This window comes from Larkinella sp. VNQ87, from assembly GCF_049445795.1.
GTDB lineage: Bacteria > Bacteroidota > Bacteroidia > Cytophagales > Spirosomataceae > Larkinella.
This window is the reverse complement of record NZ_JBMSDT010000002.1, coordinates 59,239-78,409: the sequence shown is the minus strand read 5'-3', so window position 1 is coordinate 78,409 and position 19,171 is coordinate 59,239. Positions and strand designations below refer to the sequence as shown.

Below are 19,171 nucleotides of genomic sequence, written 5' to 3'. Positions count from 1 at the left end.
GTGCTATGAATCGACGCCTTTGGCTCAAACAAACCGGGCTGGTCGCGTTGACCAGCCCGGAATCGACAAAACCGCGCCACCGCAAACCCGTGCTGACGGTGGCGCACATTACCGACGTACACATCCGCGAGGGCGACGGCGCCCCGGAGCGGTTTCGGAAGTGTCTGGAAGAGATCAAAAAGCACAAGGTCGACTTTTTCCTGAACGGCGGAGACTCCATCCACGCGGCTGATTACAAGGACGTAACCCGCGAGCAGATGCTGGCGCAGTGGGCGCTCTGGGACGACTGCCGCAAAACCATTGGGTCGTACGAGGTGCATAGCTGCATCGGAAATCATGATCCGTGGTGGGCGGCTCCAACGCCGGAGGATGGCATGTACGGCAAAAATTACGTGGTGAAGCGGCTCGGAATTCCGGGCCGCTATTACCGTTTTTCGCGAAACGGCTGGCAATTCATCATCCTCGACGGCAACAACCCCAACGTATCGCTGGATGCGGAGCAGATGGACTGGCTGAAAAACGAACTGGCGCAGCTACCAGCCCGAACGCCGGTTTTGCTAATGTCACACTACCCGATTCTGGGCGTGACGCCGTATCTCGTCGGTGGTGGGCATTCGGATTTCAAAGCCCTGAAAGCGCTCTTTTACCAGCACCGCGACAAGGTGAAAGTATGCCTGAGCGGTCACCAGCACTTGCTCGACCATGCAGTTTACAACGGCGTTCAGTATTATTGCAACGGAGCCATGAGCGGTTTTTGGTGGGGCAAAGGCGATGCTGAATCAGCGGCCCCGAACTATTACCAGGAAACTCCGCCGGGCTACGCTATTCTGGAGTTGTTCGACGACGGCTCCGTCACGAATACCTATTTTCCGCATTCTTATTGACCGGTTTTTTAGTTATCACCATGCACGTTGTTAAAATCCCGTTCCTGCTTCTCATCGGTTTCCTCTCGGTTTCGTTGAGCTACGGCCAGTCGGGCCAGAAAAAAGCCCTGTTTGTGATTGTCGACGGCATTTCGGCGGATGTGATCGAGAAAATCCCGAAACCGAACCTGGACGCCATTGCCAAAGAAGGCGGTTATGCCCGGGCCTACGTGGGCGGGCAGAAAGGCACGTATTCCCAAACGCCAACCATTTCGGCGGTGGGCTACAACAGTCTGCTGACCGGTACGTGGGTGAACAAGCACAACGTTTGGGACAACAGCATCAAGGCTCCGAATTACCAGTACTGGACCATTTTCCGGTTTTTCGAAAGCCAGTATCCGCACAAGAAAACGGCGGTTTTCTCGACCTGGCTCGACAACCGGACCAAGCTGGTGGGCGAGGGGCTTCCGGCCACCGGGAACCTGCGGCTCGATTATTCCTTCGATGGGTTTGAGTTGGACACGCTCCATTTTCCGCACGACCGACAATCGGACTACATCCGGAAAATCGACGAAAAAGTGACCGATGAAGCGGCTGCCTACCTCCGGCAGGAAGGCCCGGATTTGTCGTGGGTCTACCTGGAATACACCGACGACATGGGCCATAAATACGGCGACAGCGAACAATTTCACAACGCCATCCGGCTGATGGACGACCAGATGGGCCGGTTGTGGAAAGCCGTCCAATACCGGCAAAAAACCTTCGGCGAAGACTGGCAGGTGTTCGTCACGACCGACCACGGCCGGAGCGCCGACACGGGCAAAAACCACGGCGGGCAGTCGGACCGCGAGCGCAGCACCTGGATGGTGACCAACGCGAAGGGCCTGAATTCATATTTCAAACAAGCCACACCGGGCGTGGTGGACATCATGCCGACGCTGGCCCGGCACCTGAACCTGACGATTCCGAAAGAGCAGGCGTTCGAGATCGACGGCATTCCGCTGACCGGCAAGCTGTCGATGACGGAGCCGACCGTGAAAAAAGAAGGCAGCAACATCACGCTCACCTGGAAGGTCCTGGACCCCGACGGCCCGGTCAAAATCTGGCTCTCGACCACCAACCACTTCGAAGAAGGCAAAAGCGACCGCTACCTGCTGATGGACGAAGTACCCGCCAACGCCGAAAAAGCCGTCCTCGACGTCTCGAAACTCCCGACCGGTTTTTACAAAATCGTGCTCGAAGGGCGGTATAATAATTTGGGACGGTGGGTGGTAGAGTGATTGGGTGACAGATGCATTATGGAAACCGCCTGTAGAATGGGCGGTTTTTCTTTTGCCGTTAGTTGGAAAAAAGATGCGTTTTATTCTATTTTTTCCGATTTTCCGACATTATTACTCTTGCCCAATCTCATGAGTGACAGAGCCCTCCAGTTAATTGAAGAAAATAAGAGAACGAAAACTGCCTTTCTGGATTTAGGTAATTGCAGGCTTACTAAACTGCCCGCCGAGTTGCTTGAGTGCGAGTGGCTTGAAGAATTAAATCTAGGAGATTGGTATTGGAATAGTAATCAGAATAAGTGGTTCCAAACAGAGAATAGTGATTTAAGGAACAAAATAAAGTATTTCTCTAATGATGCGTTACGCTTCCTTAAAAAACTAAAAAGATTATATCTGCGCTCTAATCAAATTGTTGACATTAATTTTCTAGCCAATTTGACGGAGTTACAGGCTTTAGACTTGAGCTATAACTGGATAACTGATATTAGTTCTCTAACGAATTTGAAGAGGTTACAATTCTTAGATATTAGTTGTAATCAGATTAGCGATTATAATGCTCTTAAGGGTCTGGCAGAACTGAAAAAATTGAATTTGCGCTTTAATCAGGTCAGTGATATTAGTTTTCTACTGAGCTTAACGAGGTTAGAGTACTTAGACTTAAGCTCCGATCGAATCAGCGATTATGATATTCTGGCAAATCTGACTGAGTTACAGACTTTGAACTTACGTCATAACGGGATCGGCAATATTGATTTTCTGGCTAACTTAATAAGGCTGGAAACCTTGTATTTGCGCTCCAATCGATTTAATAATTATAACGTTCTGGAGAATTTGGCGAATTTAAAGACCTTAGATCTAAGTTCCAACGGAATCAACAATATTGATTTTCTGGCGAATCTAAAGAAACTACAAGCCTTATATTTACGCTCCAATGGAATCCTTAATATTAGTATTTTGTCAAGTCTGACGAATTTACAAATATTAGATCTGAGCTCCAACCGGATCAGTGATTATAGTGTTCTGGCGAATCTTAATGAGCTAAAATCTTTAAATCTTAGCTCTAACCGAATTAGTGATATTGGTTTTTTAGCGAATCTAACGGATTTGCAAAATCTATATCTGAGCTCCAACCATGCCAATGATATCCGTTCTCTCACAAATCTGACTAGGCTAAAGACTTTGGATTTGAGCTACAATCAACTCAGCGAGTTTACAAGTAATATGTTGAAAGCATGGCCTGACATGCATATTTTGTTATTGTACAATAATCCAATTGTTACAATTCCTAAAGAAATTTTCTATGAAACATACCAGAACGTACTACCTGCTTTATCTGATTATTTTGCTTCTTTGGAGAAAGGGCGTGTTGAAAATGAAGAAGTTAAGCTTATAATAATTGGCAATACAGCAGCAGGGAAAACCTCTTTGACCCGTTTTCTACAAGAGGGCGAATACGAAACGACGCAAAGCTCTACACATGGTATTTCGTTGAAGCGCTGGCTTGCATCGAACGGCGAGTTAGCTCTCAATGTTAATGTCTGGGACTTTGGAGGACAGGAATATTACCATGCTACCCATCGATTATTTTTGGATGATCATGCCGTTTATCTGATAGTTTGGGAAACAGAAACGAACAGACAAGGTGTACAGGAAAACGAAATTTATCTAGCAGGGATACCGTATTTGTTGCCACTTGAGTATTTTCCGTACAGCTACTGGCTAGACAATGTGCGGTATTATGCACCTGAAAGTACAGTACTAATGGTGCAGACCAAAATCGATAAAAACTTGCCCGAATCTGTAGAGCAGCGCTATTTCGAAAAACCTTACAGTGTTCGGCCTCCTATTTACCAAGTTAGTGTGCAAAAGGCTTATGAACATAAAGCCAATCTAAACCATAAGAGTTGGTTGGTCTTCAAAAGCTTTGAAGCTGAACTCCTTGAGGTTCTACAGAATGATGCTGCCAAATACCCAATCGGAACTAACTGGATCAAAGTCCGGGATGCAATCCGTCAAAAACCTCCCGGTGAATATTGGGTTTTTTATAAGGACTTCGAAGATTTTTGCCGTTACATTGATCCGACGATCGAAATGAAAGGGCTGATGATTTATCTAGGCGGGTCAGCCAGCACTATTATACATTACGAAAATAATTCTAAGCTGAAAAATATCGTTTTTCTGAATCCACAGTGGGTCAGCTCTATGATCTATGAGATTTTGAGTTATGATATTCAGGAGAAACACAAAGGGGAGTTTTCTCGGTCCCACGTTGAAAATGTGTTATCTCAGAATAATATGAAATTCATGACTGATACATTTATAGAACTGATGAAAGCCGAACGGTTTGAACTCATTTTTGAAAAACCGAATGTTCCAGATACATACATTGTGCCTCAATATTTACCTGATAGCTACGATGAGAAAGCAATAAGGCTAATTAAACCCATATCTGCAATTGGTTTTACTCTTCATTTTCCTCGCTTCATGCCCAAGAGCGTGTTTATGCAGTTTATGGTTCGATATGGTAATCTGGCAGAAGATGTGTATTGGAAATACGGGATTGCACTTTTGAAAAATGGGTATCGGATAGTTGCTGAATGCTTATTTTCTGAGCGTCAAATCCGGATAACTATTGAAGATAAACCAGAAACACGACAAGTAGCCAGAGAATTATTTGGGGTACTTTGGCAGCTCAGTGATTACAAAAGTGAGCTTGAAATTTCTATTAATGGCACGGATTTTTTTGAAATTGGTGAGCTACAAGAAAGTCTGAACCAAGTATCTAAATTGAAATCGAAGCAAAATAATTGGTTGAATATCAGTAATTTTTCTTATTTGTTTGGTGTATATCAAGAAAAGCCTGAAGATCATTTTGGGGAGAAGCCAAAGGAAAAAATAACTAACGAACCGAAGATGAAAACCATCAAAATTTTTCTGGCTTCCTCCTCCGAACTAGAAGAAGATCGGGAACAATTCGAGATTTTTATAAACCGGGAAAATAAGCTGCTAATTAAAGAGGGTGTATTTCTGGAACTCAACATCTGGGAAGATTTCATCGACGCCATGTCCCAAACCCGTTTACAAGATGAATATAATAAAGTGATTCGGGAGTGCGATATTTTTGTTAGCCTGTTTTTTACAAAGGTCGGAAAGTATACGGCAGAAGAATTTACAGTTGCTCTAAAACAATTTAAGGAAACCGATAAACCGCTGGTTTATACTTACTTTAAAAATGCACCAATCAATATGAGCGATGTTAAAGAGGCTGACGTCAAAAGTAAATTTGCGTTTGAAAAAAAGCTAAAAGGATTAGGACATTTTCCAACTTCTTACACCGATATCGAGAATCTGAAATATCAATTCAAAATGCAGTTAGACAAAATTCTGCCTACACTGAGATAAAGCCCTGCGAAGAGGACAAAAAATCTATTGTCATCTTTTCTAACAATAGATTTTTTGTCAATGGGTTTTCTTCAATTCACAAACAACTCATCGACCAGCACCAGCCCTGGTTTGCCTTTGTTGCCGTGCCAGTCGGGCAGCGTACACGGTTTGGCGACAATTTTTAAAAAAGCGACGGATTGCGGTTTGAAACGACCCGTGACGGTTTGGAGCGTGTGCTCTTCGCCTTTGACCGGTATCCTGGGCTTCACGGTCGAAAGCAGTTTCAGGTTGTCGCGGCTGTCACCGCCCCAGATCTCGACCACGCCCGGCGGGAAGATCCCGGTGGCTTCCTCGACCATGATGCGGAGCGAAACCGACGAGGCCGTGACCGGTTTTTTGAATTCCGACAACACCACCATGTCGTTGTTCCGAACGCCGGTCCAGTTGTTGGCCCAGGCCGGGCTGTTGGCGTTGAAGGTGCCCAGTTTTCCGTCGAAAAAGGACTTGGGGCCTTCGGCCTGGTGGACGCGGTTCAGCGGTTGCAACAACTGGATGCTATCCGGTTTGTAGCTGCTCCGGAAAAAGTCGAACGTGGCGACGTTGCTGCCGTACCAGCCGTCTTTATAGGCTTTGGCCTTGACGGTGGTCATGCCGGTCAGCACGGTTTTGTTTGTAAAAACAGGCGAATGAACGCTGTCGGGCTCGGTGCCGTCGGTGGTGTACCGAATCTGCACGCCTTTGATTGGATGGTACAGCGCCAGTGGCAGCGACTGCGCAAACACCATCGACGGGTTTTTGACCTCCGGCGGATTCAGCGTGAGCGGATTCTTGCCGTCGTCTTTAAAACCGGCAATGAACGCAATCCGCGGATGGGCTTTCTGCAACTGCTGAATCTGGGCCAGTGTGACGGGCGTGTTCCAGAGCGAGACGGTTTGCAGGTTTTTAAACTTCGGGAGTTGCGGTTGTAAGTTGGCATAGGTAACCTTCGTGCCGGTCAGGGCCAAGCTTTTGAGGTGGGGCAGGGCGGTCAGTTCGTTGAGCGTTTTGCCGGTAATGTCGGTAAAATTCAAATCCAGCTTCTGGAGATTTTCAAACTGGCTGATGGCTTTCAAATCGGCATCTTTTACCGGGAGTTTGTTCAGACTCAGCGAAACGACCTGTTGCCGGATGTCGCTCAGTTCTTCCAGTTTTTCCACCGAATACGTGCTTCGGTTGTAGAGGTTTACGGCCAGCGCCGGGGATTCCTTTGCCAGCGGGGCAATCGTCCGGTAATCGTTGTTCAGCTTTTGCACGGTTTCCTCGTCGGCCGCGTCAAAATCGAAGGTTGCTTCGGTGGGTCCGGCGGTTTTAAACCGGCCGACGGCCAGTTGGCGCAGCGAATCGGAAGGAGGGAGGTCGATCACTTTCTTTTTGAAATCCGGTTTGCCTTTTACCCACAGGGCCAGCAGCGTGATTTCGTCGGCGGTCAGGGGCGTCTTTCCTTTGGGCGGCATGTGTTTTTTGTCGTCTTCGGGCAGATGAATCCGCTGGAGCAGCAGACTCGCGTCCGGAAAACCGGCTTTGAAAAGTTTACCCGATTTGCCGCCTTTCAGCATGGCATCCACATCGGCCAGGTTGAGTTGCCCTTTCAGTTTCTCCGGATTGTGGCAACTGACGCACTTTTGTTCGAAAATCGGCTGGATGACGTGATCGTAGACCAGGGCCTGATCGAGCGTCACCGGTTCGGCTTCGGACTGTTTGGCTATCGGCCCCGAAATAAAATTATCGCCGTGGGTCAACACCGCCCCATAATGCCCCGCGCCTACCAGAAAAAACACCGCCAGAATCGCCCCTGATCGGGCAACCGGAGCCTTGTACCACGTCCTGTCCCGGCTCCAGTAAATAAAACAGGACAGGTAAAAAAGAATGATGCCCGACCACTTATGCCATTGCAGCACCTCGCCGGAATAGCCCTCTTCTTTGGACAGAAACAAGCCCATGATCACCGTAACGGCGGCCGACAGCACCCCGACGAGTAGCAGATTCGCCAGAAAACCCCGGTAAAACTCGTTGGCGGCATACGTCGGGTTGAAGCGCAGCATTTCCATCGCCATCGCCAGCAGCAGAATCACGATCGGAAAATGCAGAAACAGCGGGTGCATCCGCCCGACCGACTGCAACCAGACTGGCAGCACCAGTTTACTTTCAAAAACAAGCAGAAACAGAATGAAAATGGCGGAAGCAAACAAAGCCTGCTCGGCCAGATTCCTGACTTTTCTAGTCATCAGACAATCAATCCAGTGGGTTTAGGAATGCAGGGTTGGCGGGTTAGGCCAGAATATCCCGGACAACTTTGCCGGACACATCGGTCAGGCGGTACCGGCGTCCGAGGTGTTTAAAGGTCAGTTTTTCGTGATTCAGGCCCAACTGGTGCAACACCGTGGCCTGAAAATCGTGCACGTGCACCGGATTCTGGGCGATGTTGTAGCCCAGTTCGTCGGTTTCGCCGTAGACAATCCCCGGTTTGGTGCCGCCCCCGGCCATCCAGATCGTGAAGCAGCGTGGGTGGTGATCGCGGCCGTAATTATCGGCGGTCAGTTTGCCCTGGGTGTAGCTGGTCCGACCGAACTCCCCGCCCCAGATCACCAGCGTTTCGTCCAGCAAACCGCGTTGTTTCAGGTCGGTCACCAGAGCCGCCGACGCCTGGTCGACGTCCTTGGCCTGCCTGGCAATTTCGAACGGCAGGTTCCCGTGCTGATCCCAACCCTGGTGATACAACTGCACAAACCGCACCCCGTTTTCGGATAACTTGCGGGCCAGCAGGCAGTTGGCCGCGTAGGTTCCCGGCACGAGGCAGTCGGGGCCGTAGAGTTTAATGATGTCGTCCGGCTCTTTCGACAGGTCCATGACTTCCGGAACCGCCGTCTGCATCCGGTACGCCATTTCGTATTGCTTCACTTTGGCGGAGATTTCCGGATCGCCGAATTCCTGGTAGGCCATGTCGTTCAGTTCGGCCAGGTTATCCAGCATCGCCCGGCGCGCGTGCCGGTCCATGCCTTCGGGGTCGCGCAGGTACAAAACCGGGTCTTCGCCCTTGCTGAACTGCACGCCCTGGTGAATGGAATCCAGAAAACCGTTCGACCACAGTTTGGAATACACCCCCTGTCCGTTGCCGACGCCCCGCGACAGCAAAACCGTGAAGTTGGGCAAATTCTTGTTTTCGTTGCCCAGTCCGTAGCTCAGCCACGCGCCCATGCTGGGCCGGTTACCCTGTTGCGAACCGGTTTGCAGAAACGTCAGCGCCGGATCGTGGTTGATGGCTTCCGTGTACATCGATTTAACGATGCAGAGGTCATCCACGATTTTGGCCGTGTAGGGAAACAAATCGCTGACCCAGGCCCGTGACTGGCCGTATTGCTGAAAATTGACAAAGGAACCCACCAGCGGAAACGACGACTGGTTGGCGGTCATGCCGGTCAGCCGCTGCGTGCCACGCACGGACGGCGGTATTTCCTGCCCCAGCATTTCGCGCAATTTGGGCTTGTAATCGAACAACTCCTGCTGCGAAGGCGCTCCGTTTTGGAACAGATAAATGACCCGTTTGGCCTTGGGCGCAAAATGCGGAATACCGGGCGTAAAGCTTTCGTCGTCGGCGTTGTTGCCGCCGAACAAATCCGGAACCAGCAGCGAGCCCAACGCGGCACTGCCGATGCCTAAACTCAACCGGGACAAAAAACGGCGCCGGTTGAAATTGAAGCCGTGTTCTAAGATTTCTTTTTCCATTTCACGTACCCACGGACTTTAGTCCGTGTTTTTAATTACGCTTGATGCCCTTAAATCCCTTAAAAGGGACTTGGACAAAGCTTATTCCGTATTTTAAAGTCCCTTTATTAATTAAGGCGCTCACGGACTAAAGTCCGTGGGTACATTAGGTCTTCGTGATGGTTTCCTCCAGGTTGTAAATCGTGGAGACAACCCGCATCAAAGCCGCCAGTTTAGTTTTGTCGACATTCTGCGGAACCGGGTACTCACCGACCGATAACGCTTTTTCGGCGACCGGTTTTTTGATTTCCCGGGCTTCTTTTTCGTAGTAGGCCGTCAGCAGGTCCACTTCTTTGTCCTTCGGTTTTCGGCCCACAATCAACCGGAAAGCTTTCGTGATCTTATCTTTTGCGTCGCTGTGTTCCTGCAACAACCGGGCCGCCAGCACGCGCGACGCTTCCAAAACCGTCGGATCATTCATCATCACCAAAGCCTGCAAAGGCGTGTTGGTTTTCAGCCGTTTGACCTCGCACAAATCCCGGTTGCTGGCGTCGAAAATCGCCATCGACGGGGGCGGCACCGTCCGTTTGATCAGCGTGTACATCCCGCGCCGGTAGAGTTTCGGGCCGTGGTCCTGCACGTAGGTCGAGAGCAAACCCCGGCCCGAGGTTGCGCCTTCCCACAAACCAGGGGGCTGATACGGTTTGACACTGGGGCCACCGATGCTCCGGTTCAGCAAACCGCTGCTCGACAACACCAGGTCCTTCACAAATTCGGCGTGAATCCGGTACCGGGGGCCGCGCGCCAGGTACACATTATCCGGGTCGGCTTTCAGTTTTTCTGGCGTAACGACCGCCGACTGGCGATACGTAGCCGAGGTGACCATCTGTTTCACCAGCCGTTTGATGTCCCAGTTGTGGCTCATGAAATCAACGGCCAGCCAGTCCAGCAGTTCCGGGTTCGTCGGTAAATCGCCCTGCATCCCGAAATCGCCGGAGGTTTTGACGATGCCTTTGCCGAAAAACTCCTGCCAGAGAAGGTTGACATACACGCGGGCGGTCAGCGGGTTTTTCTTGTCAAACAGCCATTGCGCCAGACCCAGGCGGTTTTTCGGATAATTCGGGTTGAAGGGTAAAATCGCATCGGGCGTTCCAACGGTCACTTCATCGCCCGGCGCATCGTAATTTCCCCGTTTGAGAATGTACGTTTTGCGGATCGTATCCGGGTCCATGTCGCCCATCACCGACACGATCAGCCGGTTGGTGTCGGGTTTGTTGACAAACGTCAGGATGTTTTTGACGTCGTCGTCGCTGATTTCCATTAACGGTTTTTTGGCGTAGGTTTCGGGGCCACCAATCACCGATTCAATCCCAACTTCTTTCACGTTATTGAAAAAAGCGAAAAGCCGGTAATACTCTTTCTGGGAGAACGGATCGTACTTATGGTCGTGGCAGTGGGCGCATTCCATCGTCACGCCCAGCAAGCCTTTTCCAAACAAATCCGTGCGGTCGGTGACGTAACTGATCCGGTATTCTTCCGGAATCACCCCGCCTTCCTCCGTGATTTTGTGGTTCCGGTTAAAACCGGTCGCCAGTAGTTGCTCTTTCGTGGAACCGGGCAGCAGATCGCCCGCCAACTGCCAGGTCACGAAATCGTTGTAATGCATATTCTGGTTGAACGCGTGGATCACCCAGTCGCGCCAGGGCCACTGCGTCCGGTAGCCGTCGTCCTGGTAGCCGTGGGAGTCGGCGTAGCGGGCCAAATCCAGCCAGTGCAGCGCCATTTTCTCGCCATAGGCCGGATTTTTCAGCAACTGATCGACCATTTTTTCGTAGGCCTGCGGACTGTTGTCGGCCAAAAACCGGTCCATCATGTCGAGGGTCGGGGGCAAACCGGTCAAATCCAGGCTCAGGCGTTTCAGCAAACGCTCTTTATCGGCTTCCTCGTTGGGCGATAAGCCTTTCTGTTCCTGTTTGTGGAGTATAAAATAATCGATTTCGTTTTTGGGCCACTCCTTCTGCTCGATTTCCGGCAAGGCCGGTTTTTGGGGAGCCACAAACGCCCAGTGTTTTTCGTACTTCGCGCCCTGTTTGATCCATTTCTCGATCAGTTTGATTTCCCGTTGGGAAAGTTTCAGATTGGACGCGGGCGGGGGCATCAGCAGGGACGTGTCCTGGGTCGTGATGCGCAGAAACGCCTGCGATGCTTCCGGTTTTCCTGCCACCAGCGCGTGGGCTGTGGGATTTTCTTCGAGGGCTTTAAAGGCGCTTTCGGCCACATCGAGCCGCAAACCCGCTTCACGCTTGTTCGCATCCGGACCGTGGCACGCCAGGCACTTGTCCGACAAAATGGGCCGGATGTCAAAGTTGTAGCTGACCACCTCCGGTAGCCGGGCGTCATCGCCGTGACCCGCCGAATCCGTTCGGCAGGACTGACCGATCGCACCTAGACCCACCAACGCAATCATCCAGTAAAAGGGCTTTCGGAATAGGGGGGTAAGCATGGAATGTATAATTATTTCATGAATTTAGCTAAATTTTCCCTGGTAACCAACTGAAACGGAATCAATACTTCCTTCTCGTAGGGTTGGCCTTTGGCAATTTTGATGGCGGTTTCGATGGCTTGTGCACCCTGCTGCTCGGCATTCTGGAAAACCGTCGCGTCGAGCGTGCCTTTCTGAACCGCCTGTAACGCATCGGGAATGGCGTCGATGCTGACCACGATGACTTTGTCTTTCAAACCAGCATCGGTCAGGGCTTTGACGGCCCCCAGGCCCATTTCATCGTTTTGGGCAAAAACCGCGTTGATAGTGTTGCCGTACGACTGAATCCAGTTTTCCATCAGCGACATGGCTTTGGCGCGGTCCCACTCGGCGGTTTGGTGGGCAATAAGCTTCAGGCCCGGATACTGCTTCAGGATTTCCCGAGCGCCCTGTTCCCGTTTGATTTGGGCGGCCTGGCCCATGTAACCGTGCATCATCACAATGTTGCCTTTCCCGCCGAGTTTGTCGGCAATGAATTTCATCGCAATCCGGGCGGATTCCACGTCGTCGGAGCCGACAAAGGCCGACGGTTTGGCGGTGGTTTCGGAGTTGACGTTGATGATGGGAATGTTAGCTGCCAACGCCTTTGTTACGGCGGGCGAACTGGCCTCGACCTCGCAGGGATTCATGATGATCGCATCGACCCCCTGCGCAATGAAGCTTTCCACCTGCTCGATCTGTTTCAGGGCCGAGCGTTCGGCATCGACCGTAATCAGTTCGACATCCGATTCCTTCGCTTTTTTCTCGATTTCGTCGCTGACGTTCACAATGAACTCGTTCTGCATACTGAGCATCGTGACGCCCACGGTCAACTTTTTACCGCCGGATTCGCCGGTTTTTTCGCCCGATGAAGATTGGTTGCAGCCCGTTAATAGGCTGGTAGTGAAGAAGGTAACAAAAATAAAAAAGAAGGTGATTCGTTTCATCTTGTTTTACTGTTCCTATTCCTTGAAGGTTTATAAAGTTGATTTCTATCAAACTGATTCAGTTCAAACCCCTCCGGGGTTTTAAAATATCTAGCTTTTCGGTTGGTTGAGACTATCCAAAACCACCGCGCCGATGATGATGATGCCCATCACGACCTGCTGGTAATACGAGGTGACGTTCAGCAAATCCAGTCCGTTGCTGATGACGCCGATCAATAAGGCCCCGATGAGCGTGCCGGTCATGGTGCCGGTGCCGCCCGAGGTGCTGGTGCCGCCGATGATCGCAGCGGCAATGGCATCAAGCTCAAAACCGACGCCGGCGTTCGGCTGACCGGTGGTGATGCGCGACGTCAGCAGAATCCCGGCCAGCGCGGCCAACCCGCCACACAGGGTATACACCACCATTTTGACTTTATTCAACTGAATACCCGATGCTTTGGCGGCCTGTTCATTCCCGCCGACCGCGTACATGTAGCGACCCAGAACGGTTTTTTTCAGAATCACCGAGCAAATGATAAAGAACACAATCAGGATGAGAATGGGCGTCGGAATACCCAGGAGTTGACCACCGCCGATGAAGTTGAAGGAATCCGACAGGTTCGAAACCGGGCGACCTTTGCTTAGAATCAGCGCCAGACCACGGCCAATCGTCATGGTGCCCAGCGTGACAATGAACGGCGGCACTTTGCTTTTGGTAATCACCAAGCCGTTAAAAGCCCCGAGCAAAACGCCCGCAGCGAGTCCCGCGACGAGCGGCACGATCACCGGAAAATCGTCGGGATGGGCGAACAGAGCGGCCACCACGCCCGTCACGGCGACCGTCGAGCCGATGGATAAATCGATCCCGCCCGTGATGATGACGAACGTGACCCCAAACGCCAGTAACGCATTGATAGACACCTGCGTAACGATAATCAGCAGGTTGGAAACCGTCAGAAACCGGGGCGTAATCAGCGAGAGAACGATGCAAATGACCAGGAAAGCTATAAAGATTCCGTACTGGCCGAGGCCCCGCAGGCGCGTTCGGTACGGTTTTTCAGCAACAGGGGGTTCAGGTTTAAAAAGGGTTTTCATTCGGGTTGTCAAGCGTCATTAATGATGCACCGCATACCGCATAATGGTTTCCTGCGTGGCCTCTTCTTTGGTGAGCAGGGCGGTTTGTTGGCCTTGCGACAACACCAGAATCCGGTCGCTCAGGCCCAGAATTTCGGGCAGTTCGGACGAAATCAGGATGACGGCGATGCCATCGGCCACCAGACGGCGGATCAATTTATAAATTTCAAATTTGGCCCCAATATCGATGCCCCGCGTCGGTTCGTCGAGCATAACCAGCTCCGGCGACGACAGCAGCACTTTGCCGATCACGACCTTCTGCTGGTTGCCACCGCTCAGAAAAGTCACTTTCTGGTCCGGACCGGCAGTTTTGATACGCAGGTCGGTAATCATCGTTGCAGCCGCAGCGGTTTCGCTTTGGTCCTGAATAAACGGCCCCTTGGCGTGCTTCGGCAGGCTGCCCAGCGTGATGTTGTGTTTCACCGACATACCGGGAATGAATCCCAATCCCTTGCGATCTTCGCTAACATAACCAATTCCGTGCTGAATCGCATCCTGTGGAGTCTTGATAATAAGTTGTTTTCCGTGCAAATAGATTTCGCCCCCGTCGAGCGGGTCCAGCCCGAAAATGGCGCGGGCGATTTCGGTGCGTCCGGCCCCCATCAAACCCGCCAGCCCCAGCACTTCCCCGGCGCGAACGGCAAAATTGATGTTGGAAAATTTGCCGTTCCGGCGCAGGTTTTTCACCGACAACACTTCGGCCCCTTTCTTCACGACCGAATCCGGGAACAGGTTCTCAATTTCGCGCCCGACCATCAGCTTGATCAGCGTGTTGGTATCCAGTTCCATCGCGGGTTTGGTGTCGATGTATTTACCATCCCGCAACACCGTGATGGTATCCGAGATGTCGAAAATCTCGTCCATTTTGTGGGAAATGTAAATAATGGCGACGCCTTTTTGCTTCAGATCCCGGATGAGGCCAAAGAGTGTGGCCACTTCTTTGTCGGAGAGCGCGGACGTGGGCTCGTCCATGATGATGACCTTGGCGTTGTTCGAAAGGGCTTTGGCAATTTCCACCATCTGCATTTCGGCCACGCTGAGGTATTTGATGGGGGTTGTGGGCGAAATCGTCACACCCATTTGCGTCAGCAGCGCCCCCGCTTCCCGATTCAGTTTTTTTTCATCGATCCAGCCAAACAGCCCCCGGTTTGATTCGCGGCCCAGGAAAATGTTCTGCGCGACGGTCAGTTCCGGCACCACGAGCAGTTCCTGGTGAATCATCGAAATGCCTTTTTTCAGCACGTCGCTGACATCGCGGGTGTTCAATTCGCGGCCTTCGAAGAAGATCTCGCCCGCGTCGGGTTTGTGCAGCCCAACCAGAATCTTCATGAACGTCGATTTTCCGGCTCCGTTTTCCCCCATCAGCGCGTGTACTTCGCCTTTTCGCAGGTCCAACTGAACCCCGTCCAGTGCCTTGACGCCCGAAAAGGTTTTGGTCAGTCCACGAACGGTGAGAAGGGAATCCGGATGCATGGAAACGGCTGGTTTCAGGAAAATTTCAGCCCACGGTTTTAACCGGGGGACACGGGAATAATCGATTAAATCAAGAACCGTTTTAACGGTTTTCCGGGCGTGGAAACCGTTAAAACGGTTTGGAAAGGGGTGAACCCTCGAATACAAAATCCCACGGTTAAAACCATGGGCTATGATGATCTAAAACTATTTCTCCGTCCACTCGACGCCGGTATCCTGCCAGCTTTTCGATTTGGCGGAATTGATGACGGCTTCGCAGACTTTCTGGGTTTCCAGCGCGTCTTTGAACGTGGGCGAGCAGGGCTCGCCGGTTTCCAGGCTTTTCAGAAAATCAGCCACCTGATGGACAAAACCGTGTTCGTAGCCAATACCCAGGCCCGGCACCCACCATTTGTCCATGTACGGCTGGTCGCCGTCGGTAACGTGAATCGAACGCCAGCCGCGCACCACCGACTCGTCCTTGTGGTCGAAGTATTCCAACCGGTTCAGGTCGTGCAAATCCCAGCGGATCGAAGCGTGTTCGCCGTTGATTTCCAGCGTGTACAAGGCTTTGTGCCCGCGCGCATACCGGGTTGATTCAAACAGACCCAGTGAGCCGTTTTCGAAGTGGCAGTGGAAAATACAGGCGTCGTCGATCCCGACCGGTTCTACTTTGCCGGTGATCTGGTGAAACCGCTCTTTCACAAACGTTTCCGTCACCGCCGACACATCCGTAATCCCGCCGTTGATCCACATGGCGGTATCGATGCAGTGCGCCAGCAAGTCACCCGTCACGCCCGAACCAGCGGCTTCGACGTCCATCCGCCAGGTTCCCGTACCACCCTGGGGCACATCGGCATTGATCGTCCAGTCCTGCAAAAAGTTGGCGCGGTAGTGGAAAATCCGGCCCAGTTTGCCGGAAGCCACAATCTGCTTCGCCAGCGTGACGGCGGGCAGTCGGCGGTAGTTGTACCAAACCGTGTTGGCAACCCCCGCCTTGTTGACGGCTTCCACCATTTTTTCGCCTTCGGCCAGGTTGCGCGACAGCGGTTTTTCGCAGAGGATCATCTTGCCCGCTTCGGCGGCTGCAATGGCAATCTCGGCGTGGGTATCGTTCGGAGTACAGATGTCGATGGCGTCGATGTCGTCCCGGGCGACCAGCGCTTTCCAGTCCGTTTCGATGGATTCGTAGCCCCACTGATCGGCAAAGGCCTGTACTTTTTCGGCGTTGCGCGAACAGACGGCTTTCAAAACCGGCGTGTAGGCCAGTTCAGGAAAAAAATTAGGTACGCGATTATAACCGTTGGAGTGCGTCCGGCCCATAAAACCGGTTCCGATCAATCCAATCCGTATTTCTTTTTTAGCTGCCATTGGAAGGTTTAACGTTTAAGGTTTAAAGTCTAAAGTTTAAAGTTTAAGGTTTATGAATACCGACCATTGCCAATTGATGCGTCAGCAACCTTAGACCTTAAACTTTAAACCTTGAACTTCTTTATTCTGTCCACCCGTGCTGATCGCGGACTTTGACCAGGGCGGCCAGGATGTCGTTCCAGGTCTGTTGTTTATACATGACCTCGTTCGGGAACATACAGCCGTCCCAGCAGATGTGTTTGAAGGCTTTGGTGAGGTTGCCGTTTTCGTCGCGCAGCCAGTAGCCGGCGTCTTTGGCAATGTCGAGTTTGCCGTTCGGGTCGGTGGCCAGGCAGTGCCGACCGGTTTTGTCGTGCGAGCCGGTTCCGTGCACGGTGCCGTCGTTCTGGGCCACGTGGAAGTCGATGGTCCAGGGACGCAGGGCCGCCGTCATTTTTTTCAACCCTTCATCCAGCGCAGCGCGGTCGCTCCAGTCGAAGTCGGCGGGCAGAATGCGGTCTTCGGGACTGTTGTAGCCCAGCATGTACAGCAGCGTGTGCGACATATCGGCCTGAAAACCCATGTTCGGGCGATCCACGGCTACGAGCGTGTCGATCATGGTTTTCCAACTGTGCATGCCGCCCCAGCAGATTTCGCCTTCGGCGGCCAGTTTTTCGCCGTAGTCGGCGGCCACGTCGCAGGCTTCGCGGAAGGTTTCGGCAATCAGTTTGGTATTGCCCGCCGGATCTTTGGCCCAGGTTTCGGGCGAACTGGCCGAGTCGATCCGGATCACACCGTAGGGGCGAATGCCGATTTCTTTCAGAAGCTGGCCGTATTCGCAGGCTTTGCGCACCATATCGATGAACACCGCTCGGTCTTCTTTGCTGCCCAATACCGGCCCACCCCAGATCGGGGCCACCAGCGAACCGATCACCAGGTTGTGGGCGGCTACTTTATCGGCTAATTTCTTCGCCCCTTCTTTGGGGTCATTGATGTCAATGCTGGGATCGAAAAGCCCGACATCGACGCCGTCGAACTTCACCCCGTCCACCTCGGCAGCGGCCGTCAGTTCCAGCATGGTATCGATTGGAATCAGGGGTTCGGAATCAGGTCCTTTCCCCACCACACCCGGCCAGGTGGCGTTGTGGAGTTTCGGGAAATTATTCGTGCTCATGATGAAATTTTGGTTTAAGGTTTTCGGTATCGTACCCACGGACTTTGGTCCGTGATTAGTTTAAGCCAGCTTATCGGAACAGGTAGCTCCTTAAACACGGACTAAAGTCCGTGGGTACGTTATAGTACTAAATCCGGATTGCCGGGGCCGAAGTGTTTCAGGATCACGATCGGGTCGGTCGAAGACGGGTTCACGATGGTGACACCTTCCGTGGCGGCTTTTTCGCTGATGAAAAACTCGTCGTTCGTCAGTTGGCCGTAGCGGATCAGGGCGGGCGTTTCAATGTCCCAGACGCCCAGTTTACCGTGGCCCTGCATCACAATGATGCCATAAGCCGCGCTGTCTTTGATGGTCACCGTCTGGCCGGGGAAAACCGTCAGTTCTTTGGCGCTGAAGGCGTCGGATTTGTAACAAACCCAGACTTCGCTGTAGCCTTCGGCGGCCATTTCGGCCGAATCTTTCACCGGTTTGGGGGCCATAAAGCGGTTGGCCATCATCTGCGGATCGACGTTCAAGTCCCAGTCGATGGCTTCCATCAGTTGGTCGTAATCGCCGATGCGGTCTTTGGGCGTGCCATTCCAGAGCAGTTCTTCCGGAATAATGGCTTCGTTCACCAGCGATTGGTACATGGCAAACACGTCCGACGCTTTCTGCGGTTCGTACGTACACAAGCTGCCCGGCGCGTGGAGCAGGCCCGGCGGCACATCCCAACCCGTGCCCGGTTCGAGCCGGTATGCCATCGAGTAATTGGTGATTTTGTTATCGCCTTTCGTGAAATTTTTCAGGCATTCCTTGATCGTTTCCTTAGGGGTGCCCGGCGCAATACCGATGAAGGTATACGGGAAATCTCCGCCGTGGTTGTTCAATTGGGGAGGGAAGTAATAGGCTTCCGGTTTGCCCAACTGCCCGATCAGCGCGGCTTGCTCGTCATTGTGGTGCAGGTGGTGGGGAAGCGGCCCCATGTTGTCGAAGAACTTGGAGTACATCGGCCAGCTTCCGTACTGATCCCACAGCCGGTCGCCGATCAGCGCGCCTTTCAACTCGTCAACGGCATCTTTCAGCAGAAACTGAACCTCCTGATCGCCATCCTGGAAAACAACCTGACTCAGCCCTTCGTTTTCGCCGGTCAGCGGGCCGTTTTTAGCGGGCGTCGTGGACGACAGCCAGCGTTCGTCGATGCCCCCGCGTTCACCGCCCAGGACGTAATAATCATCCGGATGTAACTTGATTCGACGTCCGGGTACACAGAAGGAGCGGGGAACCCAGGTGGGGGCCAGCCGCAAAATGCCTTTGCCTTGTTCAAGGGCTTTCTCTGCTAAACTTATTTTTTCGGTTGTTTCCATGAAGGA

The 19,171-nt window shown here is 52.1% G+C and carries 12 protein-coding genes; 3 read left to right on the top strand and 9 right to left on the bottom strand.

From position 1 onward, the window contains the following. Positions 1–5 precede the first annotated feature (5 nt). Genes ACO2Q8_RS02945 through ACO2Q8_RS02935 form a run of 3 tightly spaced genes read left to right on the top strand, consistent with a single transcriptional unit; the run spans position 6 to position 5,542 of the window. Positions 6–884 (top strand): metallophosphoesterase family protein, encoded by an 879-nt coding sequence (locus ACO2Q8_RS02945; RefSeq protein ID WP_423343286.1) that lies wholly within the window; start codon positions 6–8, stop codon positions 882–884. Positions 885–904: 20 nt separating this feature from the next. Beyond that, the gene (locus ACO2Q8_RS02940; protein ID WP_423343285.1) at positions 905–2,143 is read left to right on the top strand and encodes an alkaline phosphatase family protein; all 1,239 of its coding nucleotides are present in this window, start codon (positions 905–907) and stop codon (positions 2,141–2,143) included. An 18-nt stretch (positions 2,144–2,161) separates the two neighbouring features. Further along, entirely contained in the window at positions 2,162–5,542 is a 3,381-nt protein-coding gene (locus ACO2Q8_RS02935) for a leucine-rich repeat domain-containing protein (RefSeq protein ID WP_423343284.1), read from the top strand. Positions 5,543–5,613: 71 nt separating this feature from the next. Here ACO2Q8_RS02935 and ACO2Q8_RS02930 read toward each other — a convergent pair whose 3' ends face one another. From ACO2Q8_RS02930 to ACO2Q8_RS02890, 9 genes are all read right to left on the bottom strand, one after another. After that, positions 5,614–7,788: a c-type cytochrome domain-containing protein gene (locus tag ACO2Q8_RS02930; protein WP_423343283.1), complete on the bottom strand. Its 2,175-nt coding sequence runs from the start codon at positions 7,786–7,788 to the stop codon at positions 5,614–5,616. Between the two features lie 43 nt (positions 7,789–7,831). Next, positions 7,832–9,286 carry a DUF1501 domain-containing protein gene (locus ACO2Q8_RS02925; RefSeq protein WP_423343282.1) on the bottom strand — a complete coding sequence of 485 codons (1,455 nt, stop codon included), beginning with the start codon at positions 9,284–9,286 and terminating at the stop codon, positions 7,832–7,834. A gap of 145 nt (positions 9,287–9,431) precedes the next feature. Further along, positions 9,432–11,768: a PSD1 and planctomycete cytochrome C domain-containing protein gene (locus tag ACO2Q8_RS02920; RefSeq protein WP_423343281.1), complete on the bottom strand. Its 2,337-nt coding sequence runs from the start codon at positions 11,766–11,768 to the stop codon at positions 9,432–9,434. 11 nt (positions 11,769–11,779) lie between these two features. Next, the gene (locus ACO2Q8_RS02915; protein WP_423343280.1) at positions 11,780–12,733 is read right to left on the bottom strand and encodes a sugar ABC transporter substrate-binding protein; all 954 of its coding nucleotides are present in this window, start codon (positions 12,731–12,733) and stop codon (positions 11,780–11,782) included. 90 nt (positions 12,734–12,823) lie between these two features. After that, the gene (locus ACO2Q8_RS02910) at positions 12,824–13,807 is read right to left on the bottom strand and encodes an ABC transporter permease (protein WP_423343279.1); all 984 of its coding nucleotides are present in this window, start codon (positions 13,805–13,807) and stop codon (positions 12,824–12,826) included. Positions 13,808–13,825: 18 nt separating this feature from the next. Then, the gene (locus ACO2Q8_RS02905) at positions 13,826–15,319 is read right to left on the bottom strand and encodes a sugar ABC transporter ATP-binding protein (RefSeq protein WP_423343278.1); all 1,494 of its coding nucleotides are present in this window, start codon (positions 15,317–15,319) and stop codon (positions 13,826–13,828) included. Between the two features lie 186 nt (positions 15,320–15,505). Further along, the gene (locus tag ACO2Q8_RS02900) at positions 15,506–16,669 is read right to left on the bottom strand and encodes a Gfo/Idh/MocA family protein (RefSeq protein WP_423343277.1); all 1,164 of its coding nucleotides are present in this window, start codon (positions 16,667–16,669) and stop codon (positions 15,506–15,508) included. A gap of 121 nt (positions 16,670–16,790) precedes the next feature. Further along, a complete protein-coding gene (locus ACO2Q8_RS02895; RefSeq protein ID WP_423343276.1) occupies positions 16,791–17,822 on the bottom strand; it encodes a sugar phosphate isomerase/epimerase family protein in 1,032 nt (343 codons plus the stop codon). A gap of 119 nt (positions 17,823–17,941) precedes the next feature. Then, the gene (locus ACO2Q8_RS02890) at positions 17,942–19,165 is read right to left on the bottom strand and encodes a hypothetical protein (protein ID WP_423343275.1); all 1,224 of its coding nucleotides are present in this window, start codon (positions 19,163–19,165) and stop codon (positions 17,942–17,944) included. Positions 19,166–19,171 lie beyond the last annotated feature (6 nt).